11 protein-coding genes are annotated in these 17,003 nt (G+C 69.6%); 4 read left to right on the forward strand and 7 right to left on the reverse strand.

All coding sequences use genetic code 11. The features are described 5' to 3' along the window. The first annotated feature begins 6 nt into the window (after nt 1–6). The 3 genes from lysA to IPL89_15685 are packed head-to-tail and all read left to right on the forward strand — an operon-like array spanning nt 7 to nt 4,894. Nucleotides 7–1,311 (forward strand): diaminopimelate decarboxylase, encoded by a 1,305-nt coding sequence (lysA, locus tag IPL89_15675; protein ID MBK9064611.1) that lies wholly within the window; start codon nt 7–9, stop codon nt 1,309–1,311. Between the two features lie 11 nt (nt 1,312–1,322). After that, nucleotides 1,323–3,131, forward strand: coding sequence for a glycoside hydrolase family 3 C-terminal domain-containing protein (locus IPL89_15680; protein MBK9064612.1), 1,809 nt, complete (start codon nt 1,323–1,325; stop codon nt 3,129–3,131). Further along, the gene (locus IPL89_15685) at nt 3,128–4,894 is read left to right on the forward strand and encodes an amidohydrolase family protein (GenBank protein ID MBK9064613.1); all 1,767 of its coding nucleotides are present in this window, start codon (nt 3,128–3,130) and stop codon (nt 4,892–4,894) included. Before IPL89_15680 ends, IPL89_15685 begins: the two co-directional genes overlap by 4 nt. Here the strand turns inward: IPL89_15685 and IPL89_15690 are convergent. The 6 genes from IPL89_15690 to IPL89_15715 all read right to left on the reverse strand — a co-directional run bounded on the left by IPL89_15690 (nt 4,866) and on the right by IPL89_15715 (nt 12,326). Continuing rightward, nucleotides 4,866–5,768, reverse strand: coding sequence for a hypothetical protein (locus tag IPL89_15690; protein ID MBK9064614.1), 903 nt, complete (start codon nt 5,766–5,768; stop codon nt 4,866–4,868). The two genes, IPL89_15685 and IPL89_15690, sit on opposite strands and share 29 nt — an antisense overlap. A gap of 683 nt (nt 5,769–6,451) precedes the next feature. After that, nucleotides 6,452–7,645, reverse strand: a complete 1,194-nt coding sequence (gene nrfD, locus IPL89_15695) for a polysulfide reductase NrfD (GenBank protein MBK9064615.1) — start codon at nt 7,643–7,645, stop codon at nt 6,452–6,454. A 4-nt stretch (nt 7,646–7,649) separates the two neighbouring features. Then, complete coding sequence (locus tag IPL89_15700; GenBank protein MBK9064616.1) at nt 7,650–8,414, reverse strand: 4Fe-4S dicluster domain-containing protein; 765 nt, start codon at nt 8,412–8,414, stop codon at nt 7,650–7,652. Next, nucleotides 8,411–8,881: a hypothetical protein gene (locus tag IPL89_15705; GenBank protein MBK9064617.1), complete on the reverse strand. Its 471-nt coding sequence runs from the start codon at nt 8,879–8,881 to the stop codon at nt 8,411–8,413. Before IPL89_15705 ends, IPL89_15700 begins: the two co-directional genes overlap by 4 nt. Next, nucleotides 8,878–11,856, reverse strand: coding sequence for a cytochrome b N-terminal domain-containing protein (locus IPL89_15710; protein MBK9064618.1), 2,979 nt, complete (start codon nt 11,854–11,856; stop codon nt 8,878–8,880). Before IPL89_15710 ends, IPL89_15705 begins: the two co-directional genes overlap by 4 nt. After that, nucleotides 11,853–12,326 carry a Rieske 2Fe-2S domain-containing protein gene (locus IPL89_15715; protein MBK9064619.1) on the reverse strand — a complete coding sequence of 158 codons (474 nt, stop codon included), beginning with the start codon at nt 12,324–12,326 and terminating at the stop codon, nt 11,853–11,855. Before IPL89_15715 ends, IPL89_15710 begins: the two co-directional genes overlap by 4 nt. 173 nt (nt 12,327–12,499) lie before the next feature. Between IPL89_15715 and IPL89_15720 the strand changes: the two genes are divergently transcribed. After that, a complete protein-coding gene (locus IPL89_15720) occupies nt 12,500–14,962 on the forward strand; it encodes a DUF1343 domain-containing protein (GenBank protein ID MBK9064620.1) in 2,463 nt (820 codons plus the stop codon). A gap of 1 nt (nt 14,963) precedes the next feature. Here IPL89_15720 and IPL89_15725 read toward each other — a convergent pair whose 3' ends face one another. Beyond that, nucleotides 14,964–16,964 carry a S9 family peptidase gene (locus IPL89_15725; protein MBK9064621.1) on the reverse strand — a complete coding sequence of 667 codons (2,001 nt, stop codon included), beginning with the start codon at nt 16,962–16,964 and terminating at the stop codon, nt 14,964–14,966. Nucleotides 16,965–17,003 lie beyond the last annotated feature (39 nt).

A 17,003-nucleotide genomic window follows, 5' to 3' on the forward strand; every position in this document is an offset into this window, starting at 1 on the left:
GCCCTCGTGACCACGCACACGCTCCACGAGGGCCTCCAGGCCCTGCGCGACGACCGCGCGTCCCACCCCGCTGCCGTCTCCGCCGTCTCGCGCCTCGCTGCCGGCTTCGGCACGCCGCTCTACGTCTACGACAAGGCCGCGATCACCGGGCAGTTTCGCGCGCTCAAGGCCGCGTTCGCGCCGCGCTTCCCGAAGCTCCGGCTGCACTACGCGCTCAAGGCGAACGGCAGCGTCGCGATCGGCCGCATCCTGCGCGCCGAGGGCGCGTTCCCCGAGGTCGTCTCGCTCGGCGAGATCCTGACCGCGCTCCGTGCCGGCTGGAGCGGACCGGACGTCCTCTTCACGAGCTCCTCGAAGACGCCCGACGAGATTACGAAGACGATCGAGCTCGGCGCCGTCCTGAACGCGGACTCGCGCGACGAGCTCGAGCAGGCGTCCGCGGCCGCCGTGAAGGCGGGCCGCACCGTGCGGCTCTCCTTCCGCCTCAATCCCGGCGTCGACCCGGACACGCTCCATCACATCAACACGGGGATTCCGGAGTCGAAGTTCGGCGTCCACCTCGACGGCGGCGATGCGCTCGCGGCGTACGCGCGCGCGAAAGAGCTGCCCGGAGTCGCGATCACGGGCATCCACTGCCACATCGGCTCGCAGATCGCGGACACGGCCGGCTACGAGAAGACGGCCCGCAAGATGCTCGCGTTCGCGAAGGAGCTGAAGGAGAAGCTCGGAATCGTCCTCGAGTTCGTCGACCTCGGTGGCGGCATCGGCGTCCCGTACAAGGACGGCGAGACCGTCATGAGCCCCGAGACGCTCGCGGCCGCGCTCGAGCCGATCTGGAAGGACGGCGTCGCGGCGGCGGGCTACGAGCCCGCCCTGTGGCTCGAGCCGGGGCGTTCCCTCGTCGCGCCGTCGGGTTTCCTGATCACGCGCGTGAACACGGTCAAGACGACGCCGCTCAAGACGTTCGTCAACGTCGACGCGGGCTCCAACACGCTCCTCCGCCCGGCCCTCTACGGCGCGTACCACCGTGCGCGCATCGTGAGCACGGCCCCGGGCGCCCCGCGCCTCCTCGACGTCGCGGGCGACGTCTGCGAGACAGGCGACATCCTCGCCGAGGAGCGCACGCTGCCTCTCCCGAAGGCCGGGGACCACGTCGTCTTCCTCGACGCGGGCGCGTACGGCTTCGCGATGGCGTCCGTCTACAACGCCCGCCCGCTTCCCGCCGAGGTTCTCGTCGACGGCGACGCGGCCACCCTGATCCGCCGGCGCGGAACGTACGACGGTCTTTTCCGGGACGAAGTCTCCGGTTGAACGAGGGACCCATGCGCCGATTCACGCCGACCGCCGCCGTCCTCCTCGCGTCCGTGCTCGCCGGGTGCGGGGCGAACCCGTTCCCGCCGCAGACGATGGACTTCGGGCAGCTGCAGCCCGACGCGCCGACGGCGATCTCGATGCCGCTCGAGGAGAAGGTCGGCCAGCTCTTCGCCGTCCCGGCGAACGGCGTCTTCATGAGCGAGGACTCCGAGCAGTTCCGGACGCTGAAACACCACGTCGTCGACAACCGCGTCGGCGGCGTCATGCTCTCCCGTTCGAGCGTCTACGGGGCGGCCGTCCTGGTGCAGAAGCTGCAGGAACTGGCCCGGACTCCGCTCCTCGTCTCGGCCGACCTCGAGGCCGGCTCCGGCATGCGCTTCGAGGACGCAACGTACGGCCCGTGGGCGATGGCGATCGCCGCGACCGGCGACCCGTCTCTCGCCGAGCGACGCGGCAAGGCGACCGCCGAGGAGGCGCGCGCCATCGGCATCGGTCAGGTCTATGCGCCCGTCGCCGACGTCAACGTCAACCCGGACAACCCCGTCATCAACGTCCGGAGCTTCGGCGAGGATCCGGCCGACGTCGCGCGCTACGTCGCGGCGTCCGTCCGCGGCCTCCAGTCCGGGCAGGTCCTCGCGACGCTGAAGCACTTCCCCGGCCACGGGGACACGGCTCAGGACTCGCACCGTTCGCTCGCGACGGTGCCGGGTGACCGGGCGCGCCTCGAGTCCGTCGAGCTCGTGCCGTTCCGCGCGGGCATAAAGGCGGGCGCCGAGTCCGTCATGATCGCGCACGTCTCGGTCCCCGCGCTGGACGCCACACCCGTGAGGCTCCTCGCGAACGCGCCGCGGCCCGTCGACGCGATCGGAGACGTCGTCGCGGCCGAGTCCGGCGCGGTCCCCGCGGTGGTCTCGTCCCCCATCGTGACCGGAGTCCTCCGAAAGGAGCTCGGCTTCACGGGCCTCGTCGTGACGGACGCGATGCGGATGGGGGGCATCACGTACTACTACGAGCCGGGCGAAGCCGCGATCCTGGCCATCCTCGCCGGCTCGGACCAGATTCTCATGTCGCCCGACACCGACGCGGCGATCAAGGCCGTCCTCGCCGCGGTGAAGTCCGGCCGGATCACCGAGGCGCGGCTCGACGAAAGCGTCAAGCGCATCCTCGACGTCAAGAAGCGCCTGAACCTCTACGACAAGGGCGTCCCGTTCGTGGGGAAGATCGCGAAAGTCGTCGGGACGCGCCCGCACGAAGAGCTGGAGGCCGAGATCGCGCGCCGCTCGATGACGCTCGTGAGGGAGAAGTCCGGCGCGCTCCCCTTCCGCAGGGACGCAAAGCTCCTCTCGCTCGTCGTCGCGGACGAGCCCACGCTCAACGGGCCGGCCGGGGCGCTGGACAAGGAGATCAAGGCTCGGGTCCCCAGCGTCAAAAGCGTGCGCCTCGACACGCGCTCGACGCCCGAGGAGGCGAAGGCCGCCGCGGAGGCCGCGAAGGATGCCGACGCGGTCCTTCTCTCGCTTTTCGTGAGGGCGCGCTCCGGGCAGGGCCGGTTCGTGATCCCCGACGCGGCGAGGTCCGTGATTCCCGCGCTCCTCGCCTCCGGCAAACCCGTCGTCGCCGTGGCGTTCGGCAGCCCGTACCTCCTGCGCGACTTCCCCGACCTCCCGACGTACCTCTGCGCGTGGGGCTCGCAGGACGTCGCCCAGATCGCGGCGGCGAAGGCGCTGTTCGGCGAGGTGGCGATCGAAGGGCATCTTCCGATCACGATCCCCGGGCTCGCGAAGCGGGGAGACGGGATCGCGAAGGCCGCACGATGAGGCGCGCCTCGCTCGCGCTCCTCTTCCTCGCCCTTCCCGTCCTCGCCTCCGACGTCGACGACGCGCGGGCGGTGTTCGAACGGAACCTCGCGGCGATTCGCGCCCGCGACAAGGCCGCGTACCTCGCGTGCTACCTCGACGGAAAGGGCCTCGTGCGGACGACGCCGGAGGGGCCGGTGCTCGGGTACGAGGACTTCGCGAAGCAGGCGGGCGACAAGTGGCCGGACGTCCTCGAGTCCTCCGATCTGCAGCTCGTCGCCGTTTCCCCCGGCGTCGTCTACGGCACGTACCGCTACAGGGTGCGGTACGGCGCCGAGGAGCACTCCGGCCTTTCGGAGCGCCTCTTCCTGAAGACGCCGAAGGGCTGGCGCATCGCCGTGACCTCGGCGTGGGAGGCTCCGCCCGGCACGCCGCCTCCCCCGCGCGCCTACACGGGCGCGACGCTCGTCGACGGGACCGGCTCCCCCTCGGTGACGAACGCGGTCGTCCTCGTGCGCAACGGGCGTATCGACTGCGCGGGCACGGCCTCCGCGTGCCCCGTGCCCGAAGGCGTGGCCGTGACGGACGCGAAGGGCTCGTGGATCGTTCCGGGCCTCGTGGACGCGCACGTCCACTTCGCCCAGACGGGCTGGGCCGACGGGCGGCCGGACGCGTTCGACGTCCGCGCGAAGCACCCGTACGACGCCGTCCAGAAGGAGCTGCGCGAGCGGCCCGAGCGTTACTTCCGCTCGTACGTCTGCTCGGGCGTCACCTCGGTCTTCGACGTCGGTGGGTACGCGTGGTCCCTCGACCTCGCGACGCGGGCCGAGAACGACTCGCTCGCGCCGCGCGTGAAGGCCGCCGGCCCGCTTCTCTCGACGATCGACTTCTGGCTGAACCTCCCCGGCGAACGGCAGTTCCTTTTCCTCAAGGATGCCGAGAGCGCGAAGACCGGCGTCGCGTATCTCGCCGCGCGCGGCGCGTCCGCGGTGAAGGTCTGGTACGTGGTCACGCCCGACCGGCCGGTGGAGGCGTCCGAAGCCGCGGTCCTCGCGGCCGGCGCCGAGGCGAAGAAGGCCGGCCTGCCCCTCATCGTTCACGCGACCGGGCTCGCGGAGGCGAAGATCGCGCTCAAGGCCGGGGCGAAGCTCCTCGTCCACGGCGTCATGGACAAGCCCGTCGACGACGAGTTCCTCGCGCTCGCAAAACAGGCCGGGACGACGTACAACCCGACGCTCGTCGTCCTCGACGGCTACGTCACGGTGGCGAAGGCCGCGGCCGCCGGCGCTCCCACCCCGTTCGACGACCCGAACGGCTGCGCCGACCCCGCGTCGCGCGCGCGCCTCGCGGCCACGCCCGAGATCGACGCCGCGTCGATCGCCGGCAAGGTCCGTGACCGCGAGGCGCGGACGGCCGAGCGCAAGGCCGTCAGCCTCGCAAACCTCAGGCGCGTGCGGGATGCGGGCATCCCGATCGCGATGGGCACGGACGCGGGCAATCCCGGGACGCTCCACGGCCCGTCGGTCTACTCCGAGATGGAGGCGATGCAGTCGGCCGGGATGACTCCGATGGAGGTCCTCGTCGCGTCCACGAAGGGCGGCGCCCGGGCGATGGGACGGAACGACGTCGGGACGATCGAGAAGGGCAAGCGCGCGGACTTCCTTCTCGTCGGCGCCGACCCGCTCCTCGACGCCGCGAACCTCAGAAAGCTGAACGCGGTCGTCCGCGGCGGCGTCTACCGGACCCAGGCCGAGCTCAGGGCGATCGTCGCGAGCCAGCCCTGAGCAACCTCGGCACGAGCAGCAGCGTCGCGCCGTAGAAGGCAAATGCCGCGAAGAGCGTCGCGGGGCTGCCCGCGCGCAGGTCCTCGACGAGGAGCTTGAGCCCCGCGGTCGCGAGAATCGGGAGCGAAAGCAGCGCAAGCGTTTTCAGGCGGGGCCGCCGCGACGTCCACGCCGCCGCGAGGGCCGCGGCGCAGAGAAGCGCCGTGCGCACGAGCGCGAGGCCGGGCGCCGTCGACGTGAAGGGCGCGAGGGCGACGGCCAGCGCGAGGACGGCGCCCGACGCGATTGCGGCGCTCGCGAGCGCGGGCCCGGCCTTCAGCGCCGGAGCCGAGGGCGCGCCCGCCGCCGCGACGATGAAGGTCACGAGGGCCCCGATCGCCGCGAAGACGGCCGGGCCGCTCACGGCCGGGGTGGAGCCGGGAGCCGCGACGAACGCCGCGAGCTCCCCCTTCAACAGCCCCGAGAGGGCCGCGGCGCCCGTGACGAGGCCGGCGGACAGCCACGCGATCCAGCCGCGCCCATCCCGCGGCGCGCGGGCGGCAAGCACGATCCCGAGGAGTCCCCACAAAACAGCCACGGCGGGACCGCCGAAGAGAAGTCCCGCAGCGACCGTCAGGGCAGCGGCCGGCTGCAGGACGTCGGTCGGCGCGAGGCCGCGGGCTTTTGCGTCGTGCGCGGCGCCGAGAAGCGCAAGGGCGACGAGGGCCGCCGCGAGAAGCGCAATCCCGACGGGGGTCAGCGCGGTCCAGCGGTCCGGCGTCCCCTCGGCTCGCGTCGAGAGCCACGCCCCGAGCGCGAGGAACAGGACGGCCGCGACGCCCGGCGGCCACTCGAGGCCCTCGACGCCCGGCCCGCGCCGGAGCGCGAGAGACACGGCGTAGAGAGCGAGGAGGAACGACGACGAAGACGGCGATCCCGCCGGTCGCGACGAACAGCGCGGCCGCGGTCGCTGCGCCCGCGAGGACACCGGCCCAGACGAAGACGGGAAGGTCCGCCCGGCGTCCTGCGGCGACGAGCGCCCCCGTCACGGCGGCGAGGGCGACGGCCGCCGCCACCGGCGTGAAGGCGCCCATGCGCGTCGCGGCCTCGCCGACGAGCGGGTACGCGACGAGCGCGCCCGTCAGGCCGTGAACGACGGCGCTCGTTCGAGCGCCCCGGGCGCCGTCGCGCAGCGCAAGGCCGATCCATGCGAGCGCGTACGCGAGACCGAGCAGCGCCCCCAGAGAGACGGGCACGCGGCCCGCCTCGGTGAGGGTCCTGAGAAGAAACGCGCCTCCCAGAACGAGGAAGGTGCGGCCCGCGAGCGTGAGCGCGCTCGCGACCGGCGCGCCCTCGTCCGCGGCTTCAGCCGCGGCGTCGGCACGGAGAGCGGCGAGCGGAGAGGCCGGAGCGACGAGCGCCGGCAGCGAATCCGCCGGCGCCGCCGGCGGGACCGCGAGCGGCGCCGTTTTGCCCTCGAGGGCGGCGAGGCGCGCGCGAACGTCCCCGAGCGCGCCCTCGAGCAGGGCGACCCGGCTCTCCAGTTCCGCGCGCGAGCCGTCCATCAGCGCGTCCGGGTCAGGCGGCGGCCGCCTTCTCCCCCTCGTGCGGCCCCTCCCACGGCGGAAGGATCTTGACGAGCACCCAGAGGATCGCGAACGGGAGAAGGAGCAGGAGGATCGCCGGGAGCAGCCCCTCCTTCGTCGCGAAGTCCATCTTGTACGTCGTGTAGCCGAGGAAGCTCTTCGAGAAGAGCTGGCCGCCGATGACGACGTTCCAGCGCATCGCGAAGATGCCCATGAGGGTGAGGCAGCCCGCCAGCGTGTAGATCCCCTTGCGCGCGCCCTCGCTGAGCTTCACGAGCTGCGTGAAGGCGAGGAACCCGAGCGGGACGATCGTGCCGAAGACGATCTGGATGAGGATCTGCGACGTGTAGAGGCGCGTGTGCACCATGAAGTCGAGCGTCTGGAACGACTCGTCCGCCTCGTAGATCCGGTGGATGAGGTCCATGAGCTCGATCGAGAAGTCGATCAGGAACGCGTAGAAGAGGTAGCGCGCGATCGTGTCCACGCAGGGCATGTCGACCGGCACGCCCTTCAGGACGCACAGGGCCATGTACATGAGCATGATGAGCGCGATGCCCGAGACGATCGCCGAGAAGAGGAAGACGATCGGCATGGCGGGGCTCGACCACCAGGGGTTCGCCTTGATCGACCCGAAGATGAACCCGACGTATCCGTGGAGGAGGAACGCCGACGGAATTCCGATGATCGTGATGAACCGGCCGACCTTGTCGTCGATCCGGAGGGATTCCTCGCTGATGTTGTCGACGCCGAGGGTCAGGGCCTTGTAGAGCGTCTTCTTCCAGCCCGTCTCGCTCCGCGACATCAAGACGATGTCCTTGCGGTAGTCGAGCCAGATCTCGAGGACGAGGACGGCCATGAGGTACCAGAGATAGACGAATCCGAACATCGCCATCGCGGAGGACGTGTGCGGCGTGAGGTACATCTCGAACGAGCGTTCCGGGTGCCCGAGGTGGAGCTGGAGCGGCAGAGGCGCGACGATCATGAACGCGAGCGCCGACAGGAGGGCGAGCCGGTACGTCGGCTTGACGGCCGCGACGTTGAAGACGCGCTCGAGCGACGCGAGGATGAACGCGCCCGCGACGAGGCCCGTGATGAACGGGTAGAGGACGATCAGGATGCTCCACTGGAGCTCGATCTCGTTGGGGTACATGTACCCCTGGACGGCGTGGAGAAGGCCTTCTTCCATGTTCCTACCTCACCGACCCGTCGAGGGCGTTGTAGAAGACCTTGGAGCCCGTCGCCATGTGAGGCTTCAGGACGTGCACCTTGTGCGTTCGCAGAAACTCGTGGATCGGGTCCTTCGGGTCCTTCAGGTCGACGAGCTGGCGGGCGCCCGTCGGGCAGCTCTCGCAGCAGGCCGTCGTGAGGCCCTTCGTGATCCGGTGGTAGCAGAGGTTGCACTTGTCGACCGTCTCCGTGCGCGGGTCGATGAACCGGCAGCCGTACGGGCAGGCCTGAACGCAGTAACGGCAGCCGAGGCAGTAAGTCTTGTCCACGAGGACGGCGCCGTCCGGGCTCTCGAACGTCGCGCCGACCGGACAGACCTGCGTGCACGGGGAGTGCGCGCACTGGTTGCAGAGCTTCGGGACGAAGAAGCTCTTCGCCTTGTCGCCGGACGCGAACTTCTCGGGAAACCCGTTGTAGCCGCCGTTCGGCGAGTCCACCTCGGGATGCTCCGAGAGGCCCTCGACGTGGTAGCGCTCGACCCACGTGCGGAAGTAGAAGGGCTCGGGGGGCACGTTGTTCTCGGTCTTGCAGGCGCGCACGCAGCCGCCGCAGCCGATGCACTTGTCGATGTCGACGATCATTCCCCAGAAGTGGCTCGCCATCTTGTAGGCGGACTCCTCGGGCTCCGTCTTTCCCGCGGCGAGGGCGTCCCAGTAGGCGGCGGCGGGCGCGGTCAGCACGAGGACCTTGCCGGCCGTGGCGAGGAATTCGCGGCGGTCCTGGCTCATTTCTTCGGCTCCTTGTCGGGTGCGTGCTGGTCATGGCAGGTCGTGCAGAGCCCGCCGTCCATGTGGTTCTTCGGGTCGATCTGGGGGAACTTCGCCGGCTTGGCGACGTTCGTGAGGTGGCACGACAGGCAGAGCGTCTTCGCGTCCGGCTTCGCCGGTTTGAGGGCCGACGGGTCCGCCGCGTGCTTCGCGAGCGCGCCGTGGCAGGCTTCGCAGCCGATCCCCTTGTGCTTTCCGCCCTTCCAGCGGTCGCCCTCGTCCGTGTGGCACTCGACGCAAGCCGCGCGGCCCGCGTAGACGACCGGCTTGCTGCGCACGTCCGCGAGCGCGCCGCCGCGGTAGTGCCCGTACTGCCCGAACCCCTTCGGCACGAAGATCGCGCGGGCGACCACGAAGAGCACGATCCCCGCGAGAAAGAGCCCCGCGACGCGGACCAGGTGTTCCTTGTCCTTGAAGAGTCTGTTCATCGACGATCCACCTCGCGGATCTTGAGATAGAGGAGCACGCCGAACAGCGAGATCAGGACGGTCGCGAGGAGGAGGCCGTTCCGGCGGAACCGGTACTCCTTCCACACGTTCGCGGCGCCCTTCTTCAGCCCGTCGAGGGCCTGCGCGGTCGCGTCGGAATTGCGCGTGAAGTCGCTGCGGTCGAACGTGTGGATCCCGAGTCGCGTCTTGCGGAGCGCGTCGTTCACCGCGCTCGCCTGGAAGCGGAGCTCGTCCACGTCGAATCCGCGCTCGGCGAGGCGGTCGACGTCGTGGTTCAGCGCCTCGTGCGACGTCCGGAGCGTCGTGATCGACGCGTAAAAGTACTTCGCCGTCTCGTCGCACTTCGGCTCGCCGAACTTCGCGTGGCAGGCGTGGCAGAGGCCCTTCGGATCGTCCGAGAGCATCTCGTCCGTCGGCCGCGTGATGTCGTGCTTGCCGTGGCAGGTCTCGCACTCGGGCCAGCCGTGCTTTTCGAACGCCTTCTTGTGCGGGCTGCCGTCGAAGAGGCCGCCGTTCGCGGCGTGACACGTCCGGCACACCTGCGAGACGAACGACACCTGCGGCGGAAGAGCCGCGTGGTTGCCGTGGCAGCTGTTGCACGCCGGGGCGCCGGCGTCGTGCTTCACGAGAAGCGCGAGACCGTGGACGCTCTTCTTGTACTGCTCGAGCTGGTTCGTCGGAAGCGGCGTCACGCCGTCGTCCTTCGTGTACCCCTTCATGTACGCCGCATCGGCGTGGCACGTGCCGCAGGTCGCCGGGATGTTCTCGCGGTAGACGAGCGAGTTCGTGCTGTCGGGCGGGCGGATGCCGTGCACGCCGTGGCAGCTCACGCACTGCGCGGCTTTCGCATCCTTCTTCTCGAGGAGGAGCTGGCCGTGCTTCGACGTCCTGTACTTCAGGAGCTGGTCGACCGGCAGCGACGGGTTGTACGCCCGCATGAACTCGCTCGAGGAGTGGCAGCGCGCGCAGAACTCCGGGATCCACGAGCGGTCCTTGTGGCGGACCTCGGACGACGGCCAGCGCTTGCCGATGTCGGCCGACATCTCGAGGTCGGTGGGCTTGCCGCCGTGGCAGCCCGCGCACATGAGGCCGCCGCGCACGTGGACGTCCGCGACCACCTCGCGGATGTCGAGGTGGCGGAGCGGGTCGGTCTTCTCCCGCTTGCGGAAGAGGATCTCGTCCGGCAGGTCGGGGTTCGAGTGGCAGAGGAAGCAGTTGTCCCCGAGGACGAGCTCGACCTTGCGGTCGTCGATGTCCAGGGCGAGGAGCGCCGCGAGGTGCGTCCCGCCCGAGAGCGTCCCGGCCTTCGCGGCCGCGAAGAACAGCTGCTGCGCGTGCGTCGGGAGCGCCTTGAAGCGCGCGCGGGCCTTCTCGTCGAGAACCGGCACGCCCTTTTCGGCCGCGTCGTACATCTTCCGGAAATCCGCAGGCCAGGCCGCCTCGGCGACGTGGCCCGTCGGCGCGGCCGAGGCCGTCGCGGGAGGCGCGGCCTTCTCCTCGGCGCGCGCGGGCGGAGCGAGAAGCGCCGCGAGCGCGAGAACGGACGCGACGACCGCGCCGGACGCCCTGACGCGCCGGAAGATCGCCATCGCCGCGAGAGCCGCGAGGGCGATCCCGCCGGAGACGAGCCACGAGAGATGCGCGAAGCCGTTCAGCGCGGCCTGCAGAAGGACTGCGATCGTGAAGTCGAACGCGGAGTGCTTCCACTTCAGGCGGCGCAGGATCGTGACCGCGATCCCGATCCCGAGGATCCAGAGCGCCGCGGTGCGCGCAATCGTGTTCGCGAGGACGGGATCGGCGGTCGGGTCCTTGCCTTTCGGAACCGTCACGCCGAGGTCCCACGCTTTGAGCGTCAGGAACCCGAGGAAGAGGATGCCCGCGACGCCAAGATCCGTGAAGAGCGGGCTGGGCTTTCCCTTCGCCGCGTTGCGGTCGAGAGCCGGGATGAAGAACGCGATGCCCATGAGGACCGTCGCGAGCAGGAGACAGGCCTGCGGCCCCTCCATCCCGAGGAAGTGCGCCGGGAACTCCTTGAGCATCTGGTAGACCCACAGGAAATACCACTCGGGCTTGATGCCGGGATAAGCGGGCTTGAGCGGGTTCGCCTTCTCGCCCAGCTCCCACTCTGCGCCCGGGATGCCGGGGCCGAACGGCAGGACGACCGCGAGAAGCGCGAGGACGTTCAGGACGATGACCCACAGGAGCAGGTCGCGCAGCGCGAAATTCGGGAAGAACGGCATCCCGCGCTTCTTGACGAGCGGCGCGTGCCCGTCCTCCATCGGCTCGGCCATGCCTTGGCGCTGGATGAAGAGGAGGTGGCCGCCGATGAGGCCGGCCATCACGAGCGGCAGGATGCAGACGTGCAGGGCGAAGAAGCGGTAGAGCGTCTGCACGGAGACTTCCTCGCCGCCGCGCAGGACGCGCAGGAGCCACGGCCCCACGACGGGCACGGCCTTCACGGAGTCCGTGCCGACGGCCGTCGCGAAATAGCTCAGCTCGTTCCACGGGAGGAGATAGCCCGAGAAGCCGAACCCGAGGACGAGCCCGAGCATCGCGAAGCCCGAGTACCACGTCAGCTCGCGCGGCTTGCGGTAGGCCTTCACGAACAGGACGCTGAACAGGTGCGCGAGGACCGAGAGGCTCATGAGGTGCGCCGACCAGCAGTGGATTGACCGGATGAGCCAGCCGAACGGGACGCGGCCCACGAGGACCTTCATCGACTCGTAGGACGTGTTCTCACCGACCTGGTAGTTCATGAGGAGGAGGATCCCCGTGCCGATCTGGACGACGAAGAGGAAGAGCGAGAGACCGCCGAGGTAGTACCAGAGGATCGAGTGGGCGACGGGCACTTCCTTGTGCGAGAGGAAGTCGACGAGGCCGGAGAGCTTGAAACGTTCGTCGATCGCCTCCCAGGCGCGAACGGCGAGGTTGCGGGGGGCGGGCGTGGCGCTCACGCGGCGCTCCCGCGCGAGACCGTCACGGCGCCCTTGAGGTCGCCCTCCACGTTGAAGGCGGCGAGGGGGCGCGGCGGGGGCCCCGAGATCACGCGGCCGTCCATCGCGAACTTCCCGTTGTGGCAAGCGCACCAGACGATGCCGTCGGCCGGCACGAACTGCACCGTGCAGCCCTCGTGCGTGCACTTGGCCGACATGGCCCGGAGCTTCTGGTCCTTGTCCTTGAGGAGGAGGACCCGGTCGGTGCCGAGGCGCGCGATGAGGAACCCGTTGTTCCCGAGCTCCGTCTTCTGCGCGTCCGTGAGCGTGACCTTGTTGGCGCCCCCGCCGTCCTTGAGGGGCGTCAGGTACCGCAGGACCGGATAGACGACCGCGGCCGCCCACGCCACGAAGCTCGTGCCGAGAAGCGCGTCGATCCAGCGGCGGCGCGATACGCCGGCATCCGGCTCACGAGACAGGCTGCTTTCCACCGTTCCTCCCGATCCCCCGTGGATGACGTGAATGCCCCAATTCCGCGTCCGCGTCTCGAACGCGCACACGGAAGCCTGATCTCGTTGTTGGGGGCGATGCTGCGTCCGAGGCTGGTTTTCGGCCATGATGCGATTGCTTCAAATCCTCGGCCGACCGCCCTAGACTCGATCCCATGCTTCTCGCGCCCGTCCTCCTGGCCGCCGCAGTCACCTCCCTGCCGTCTGCAGCTCCCGCGGCCGCGGGCCTGTCCGCGGGTCGCCTCTCGAATCTTGACGCCGTCATTTCGGATTCGATCGCGAAAAAAGAATGTCCGGGCGCCGTCGTGCTCGTAGGGCGACACGGCAAGGTCGTGTACCGCAAGGCGTACGGGAACCGCGCGGTCGTCCCCGCGCCCGAGCCGATGACTGCGGACACCGTCTTCGACCTGGCCTCGCTCACGAAGGTCGTCGCCACGGCGACGAGCGTCATGGCGCTCGTCGAGGACGGAAGGGTCCGCCTGCAGGACCGCGTGGCGAAGCACATCCCCGAGTTCGCCTCCGGCGGCGGCGCCCGCGACCAGGTGACGGTCGAGCAGCTCCTGACGCATCGGGCCGGGCTGGTCGCCGACGACCCGATGGCTCTCTATTCGGGATCAAGAGAAGAGATCTTTGAAAGGAAATACAGGCAGCCGCTCGTCGCGGCGCCCGGTTCGAAATTCCTGTACTCGGACGTCGGGTTCGAGGTGCTCGGAGAGATCGTCCGAAGAGTGTCCGGTCTTCCTCTCGACGAATACGCGAAGAAGCGCGTCTTCGCGCCCCTCGCAATGAAGGAAACCGGCTTCCTTCCGCTCTCCCCCTCTTCACCTTCAAAGAAATCTCCTTCTTCTCTTTCCCTTCCCCTCTCCCGCATCGCCCCGACCGAGAGAATCAACGGCGAGATCCGCCGCGGCGCCGTGCACGACCCTCGCGCGTACGCGCTCGGCGGCGTGGCAGGGCACGCGGGCCTCTTCTCGACGGCCGACGACCTCGCGCGCTTCTGCGTTGCGATGCTGAGGGGCGGCGGCGGCGTTCTTTCGCCGGCCGGCGTCGCCTCGATGATGCGCCCGCGCTTCTACGGAGACGGCGTCCTCCGCGGCCTCGGCTGGGACGTCGGCTCGAGCTACTCCACGAACCGCGGCGACCTGTTCCCGCTCGGCTCGGTCGGGCACACAGGCTGGACCGGGACTTCGATGTGGCTCGACCCGGCGACGGACACGTTCGTGATCCTCCTGACGAACCGCAACCACCCCGACGAGTCCGGCAACGTCGTCGCGCTGCGCGGCAAGGTCGCGACGGTCGTCGCGGCCGCGATCACGGACAGAAAACCGGAAGAGCTTCGAAAGGCTTCGGAGGAGACCGCGCTCCTTGCGGCCTTCGGCGCAACGAACCAGTCTTCAAGGAGCACGAGCGCGCCTTCGGCGCCTGCTTCGAAGGTGAATGGGGCTGCGGCGGCGCCGCCGCGCGTCGTGGGGCAGGTCCGGCCGGGCATCGACACACTCGAAGAAAATTCCTTCAGGCAGCTTTCCGGGATGCGCATCGGTCTGCTGACCAACCACACAGGGATTACCCGTGACGGTCGCTCGACGATTGACGTGCTCTCCTCGGGGAAGGCTCGCGCCGCGGGAGTCACCCTTTCGAAGCTCTTCTCTCCGGAGCACGGAATTCGCGGGGCGCTGGACGAGAAGGTTTCGGACTCCGTCGACGAGAAAACCGGCCTGCCCGTCCGTTCGCTCTACGGCGAGACGCCGGAGTCGCGCCGACTGCGCCCCGACGACCTCGCGGGTCTCGACGCCATCGTCGTGGACCTGCAGGACGCGGGCTGCCGCTTCTACACGTACCTCACGACGCTCGGCTACGTCCTCGAGGAGGCCGCCAAGGCGAAGGTGAAGGTCGTCGTCCTCGACCGGCCGAACCCGATCCGCGCGGACGTCTCGGAAGGGCCGCCCGCCGACGCGGACGCGCTCACGTTCGTCGCGTACCACCCGATCCCGATCCGAACGGGTATGACCATCGGGGAGCTCGCCGCGCTCTTCAACGCCGAAAAGAAGATCGGCGCGGACCTGACCGTCGTGAAGCTGGCCGGCTACTCGCGCGACCTCTGGTACGACGAGACGGGCCTCCCGTGGGTGAACCCGTCGCCGAACCTGCGCTCCGTCACCGAGGCCGCCCTCTACCCCGGCGTCGGGCTTCTCGAGACGACGAACGTCTCCGTCGGCCGCGGCACGGACACGCCGTTCGAGCAGTTCGGCGCGCCGTGGATGGACGGGCCGCGTGTCGCGGCCACGCTGAACGCGCGTGGGATTCCGGGCGTGCGCTTCACGGCCGTCCGGTTCACGCCGTCCTCGTCCGTCTTCAAAGGCGAGAGCTGCTCGGGCGTCCGCATCACGGTCGTGAACCGCGACGCGGTGAACGCCGTCGCCCTCGGCTTCCATGCTGCGACGGCGCTCCGCGACCTGCACCCGAAGGACTGGAAGTCCGACCGTTTCAGCCGCCTCCTCGTGAACGCCGCCGCTCTCGCCCGCTTCCAGCGCGGCGAGACGGCCGGCGAGATCACGGGAGCGTGGGCGGCCGGCGCGATGGAGTTCGAGAAACGCCGGGCCGCCTTCCTGCTCTACTGACCTACTTCGTCCCCTTCAGGTTCTGCTCGAAGAAGCGGATCACGTGCCCCATCGAAAGCACCTGGTTCGCGCGCTTGCTCGCGCCGTGGCCTTCGTCCGCGAAGAGGATGAGCGGCGCGGGGATGCCGCGCTTCTCGAGGAGGTCGTGGACCTGAATCGCCTCCCCCGCCGGCACGCGCGGGTCGTTCACGCCCTGGATCACGAGGAGCGGCGCCTTCACGCGGTCGAGGTACGTCACGGGGCTGAGCTTCTTCAGGGCATCGGCGTCCTTGTCGGGGTCGCCGTACTCCGAGATGCGCAGGATCCGACGGTACGGCGCCGTGTTGCGAAGAAACGTCTCGAGGTTCGAGATGCCGACCTCCGCCGCGCCCGCGTCGTACGTCCCGGCGAACATCGTCATCGCGACGAGCGTCGCGTACCCGCCGTAGCTGCCGCCCGTGACGCCCACTTTCGGCGCCTTCCCGTTGCGGCCCCAGTTCGCGCGGATCCACTTCCCGGCGTCGTCGATGTCCGAGATCACGTCGAGGCGCTTCGGCCCGTTGTCGGCGTCCAGCCACGTCTTGCCGTAGCCGTCGCTCCCGCGCACGTTCGGCTCGACGTAGACGAAGCCCGCGTCGACGAACATCTGCGCGTACGGCGAGAAGCCGGGCGTCGCCTGCGCCTCCGGCCCGCCGTGGAACTCGACGATCACGGGGCACGGATCCTGAGCGGCGTTCTCCCCCGGCGCGCAGCCCTTCGGAAAGCGCACGAACATCGGGATCTTCGTGCCGTCCTTCGCCGGGTACGTCATGAGTTTCGCGGAGACGAACGCCGGGAGATCGACTTCGGGCGCCGACGGGAGGACCCACTGCGTGAGGATCTTCTTTTCCCAGTCCCAGACGTAGCTCGTGCGCGGGGCCTGGGCCGTCTCGACGCCGATCGTGACGAAGCGCCCGTCCGGCGTGGCCGAGCCCGCGTAGACCTGGTCGGCGTCCTTCGGGAGCGGGAGATCCACCGGGGCAAACGTCTTCGCGTCGAGGACCTTAAGGCGCGAGTACCCGCCGTCGTTGAGCGAGGCGTAGACGTGGCGGCGCGGGAGGTCGATCGAGAACCCCGCGACGTCCATCCCGGCCGGAGCGAGAACCTCGACGAAGCTCTTCGCCGTCGCGTCGCCGCCTTTCTTCCAGCGGTAGAGGCGCCGGAAGTCCGAGAACTTGTTCGTCCGGACGAGGAGCTCGTCCGGCTGGGCCGCGTACGCCGCGTCCCACTCCGTCGCCTCGCCCGCACCGAGAAGCGGCGTGAACGCCTTCGTCGCGGGCACGTACTCGGCGTACTCGGTCGAGAACGAGCCCGTCGCCTTCACGAGCAGGAGGCGCAGGCCGGCGCCCGTCCCCGCGTGATCCGCGACCGCCCAGAGGCCCTTCTCCCCGAAGACGAGCGTCTTCGTCCCCGACGCGAGGTCGTAGCGGTAGATCGCATAGCTGTCGGCCGCGACGTCGTTCGCGTGGAAGTAGAGGTCCTTCCCGTCCTCCGAGACGAAGTCGAGGAACGTCTGGACCTTCTCCGTCTTCTGGACCGTCTTCAGCGCCCCGCCGCCGGCCGGCTGCAGGTAGAGGCCGGGATTCTCCTGTCCGCCGACGTCGCGCGACAGGACGAGCCACTTGCCGTCCGGCGTGACCGCGTCGATCGACGTCCGGTCCTCGCCGCCCGTCATCTGCACGGGGAACGCCTTCGGGGCGTTCAGGCGGAAGACCTGCGACGTGCCCGTGATGCGCCAGCCGAAATAGAGGCTCGAGCCATCCGGCGAGACGATGCCGAGGCCGGGCGAGCGGACGTCGAGCATCGTCTGGATGCGCCGCGAGACTGCCCCGTCCAGAGGAGGCGCCGCGTACTTCGCGACGACGGAGGCCGGAACGCTCTCGGCGCCGTGGCCGGAATAGCCGGGCTGCTGGGAAAACGCGGAAGACGAACCCCCGGCGGCAAGAAGCGCGACGAGAACGGCCGCGGCGCGAACACCCTTCATAGAGATCTCCTTAGAAGGTAATACGGTCGGCCCCGCAGC

Source organism: Acidobacteriota bacterium, assembly GCA_016716715.1.
GTDB lineage: Bacteria > Acidobacteriota > Thermoanaerobaculia > UBA5066 > UBA5066 > Fen-183.

Coding starts and splice junctions, on each gene's coding strand:
- IPL89_15680 (MBK9064612.1), top strand. CDS start 1,323: ATGCGCCGATTCACGCCGACCGCCGCCGTCCTCCTCGCGTCCGTGCTC.
- IPL89_15685 (MBK9064613.1), top strand. CDS start 3,128: ATGAGGCGCGCCTCGCTCGCGCTCCTCTTCCTCGCCCTTCCCGTCCTC.
- nrfD (MBK9064615.1), bottom strand. CDS start 7,645: ATGGAAGAAGGCCTTCTCCACGCCGTCCAGGGGTACATGTACCCCAAC.
- IPL89_15700 (MBK9064616.1), bottom strand. CDS start 8,414: ATGAGCCAGGACCGCCGCGAATTCCTCGCCACGGCCGGCAAGGTCCTC.
- IPL89_15705 (MBK9064617.1), bottom strand. CDS start 8,881: ATGAACAGACTCTTCAAGGACAAGGAACACCTGGTCCGCGTCGCGGGG.
- IPL89_15720 (MBK9064620.1), top strand. CDS start 12,500: ATGCTTCTCGCGCCCGTCCTCCTGGCCGCCGCAGTCACCTCCCTGCCG.
- IPL89_15725 (MBK9064621.1), bottom strand. CDS start 16,964: ATGAAGGGTGTTCGCGCCGCGGCCGTTCTCGTCGCGCTTCTTGCCGCC.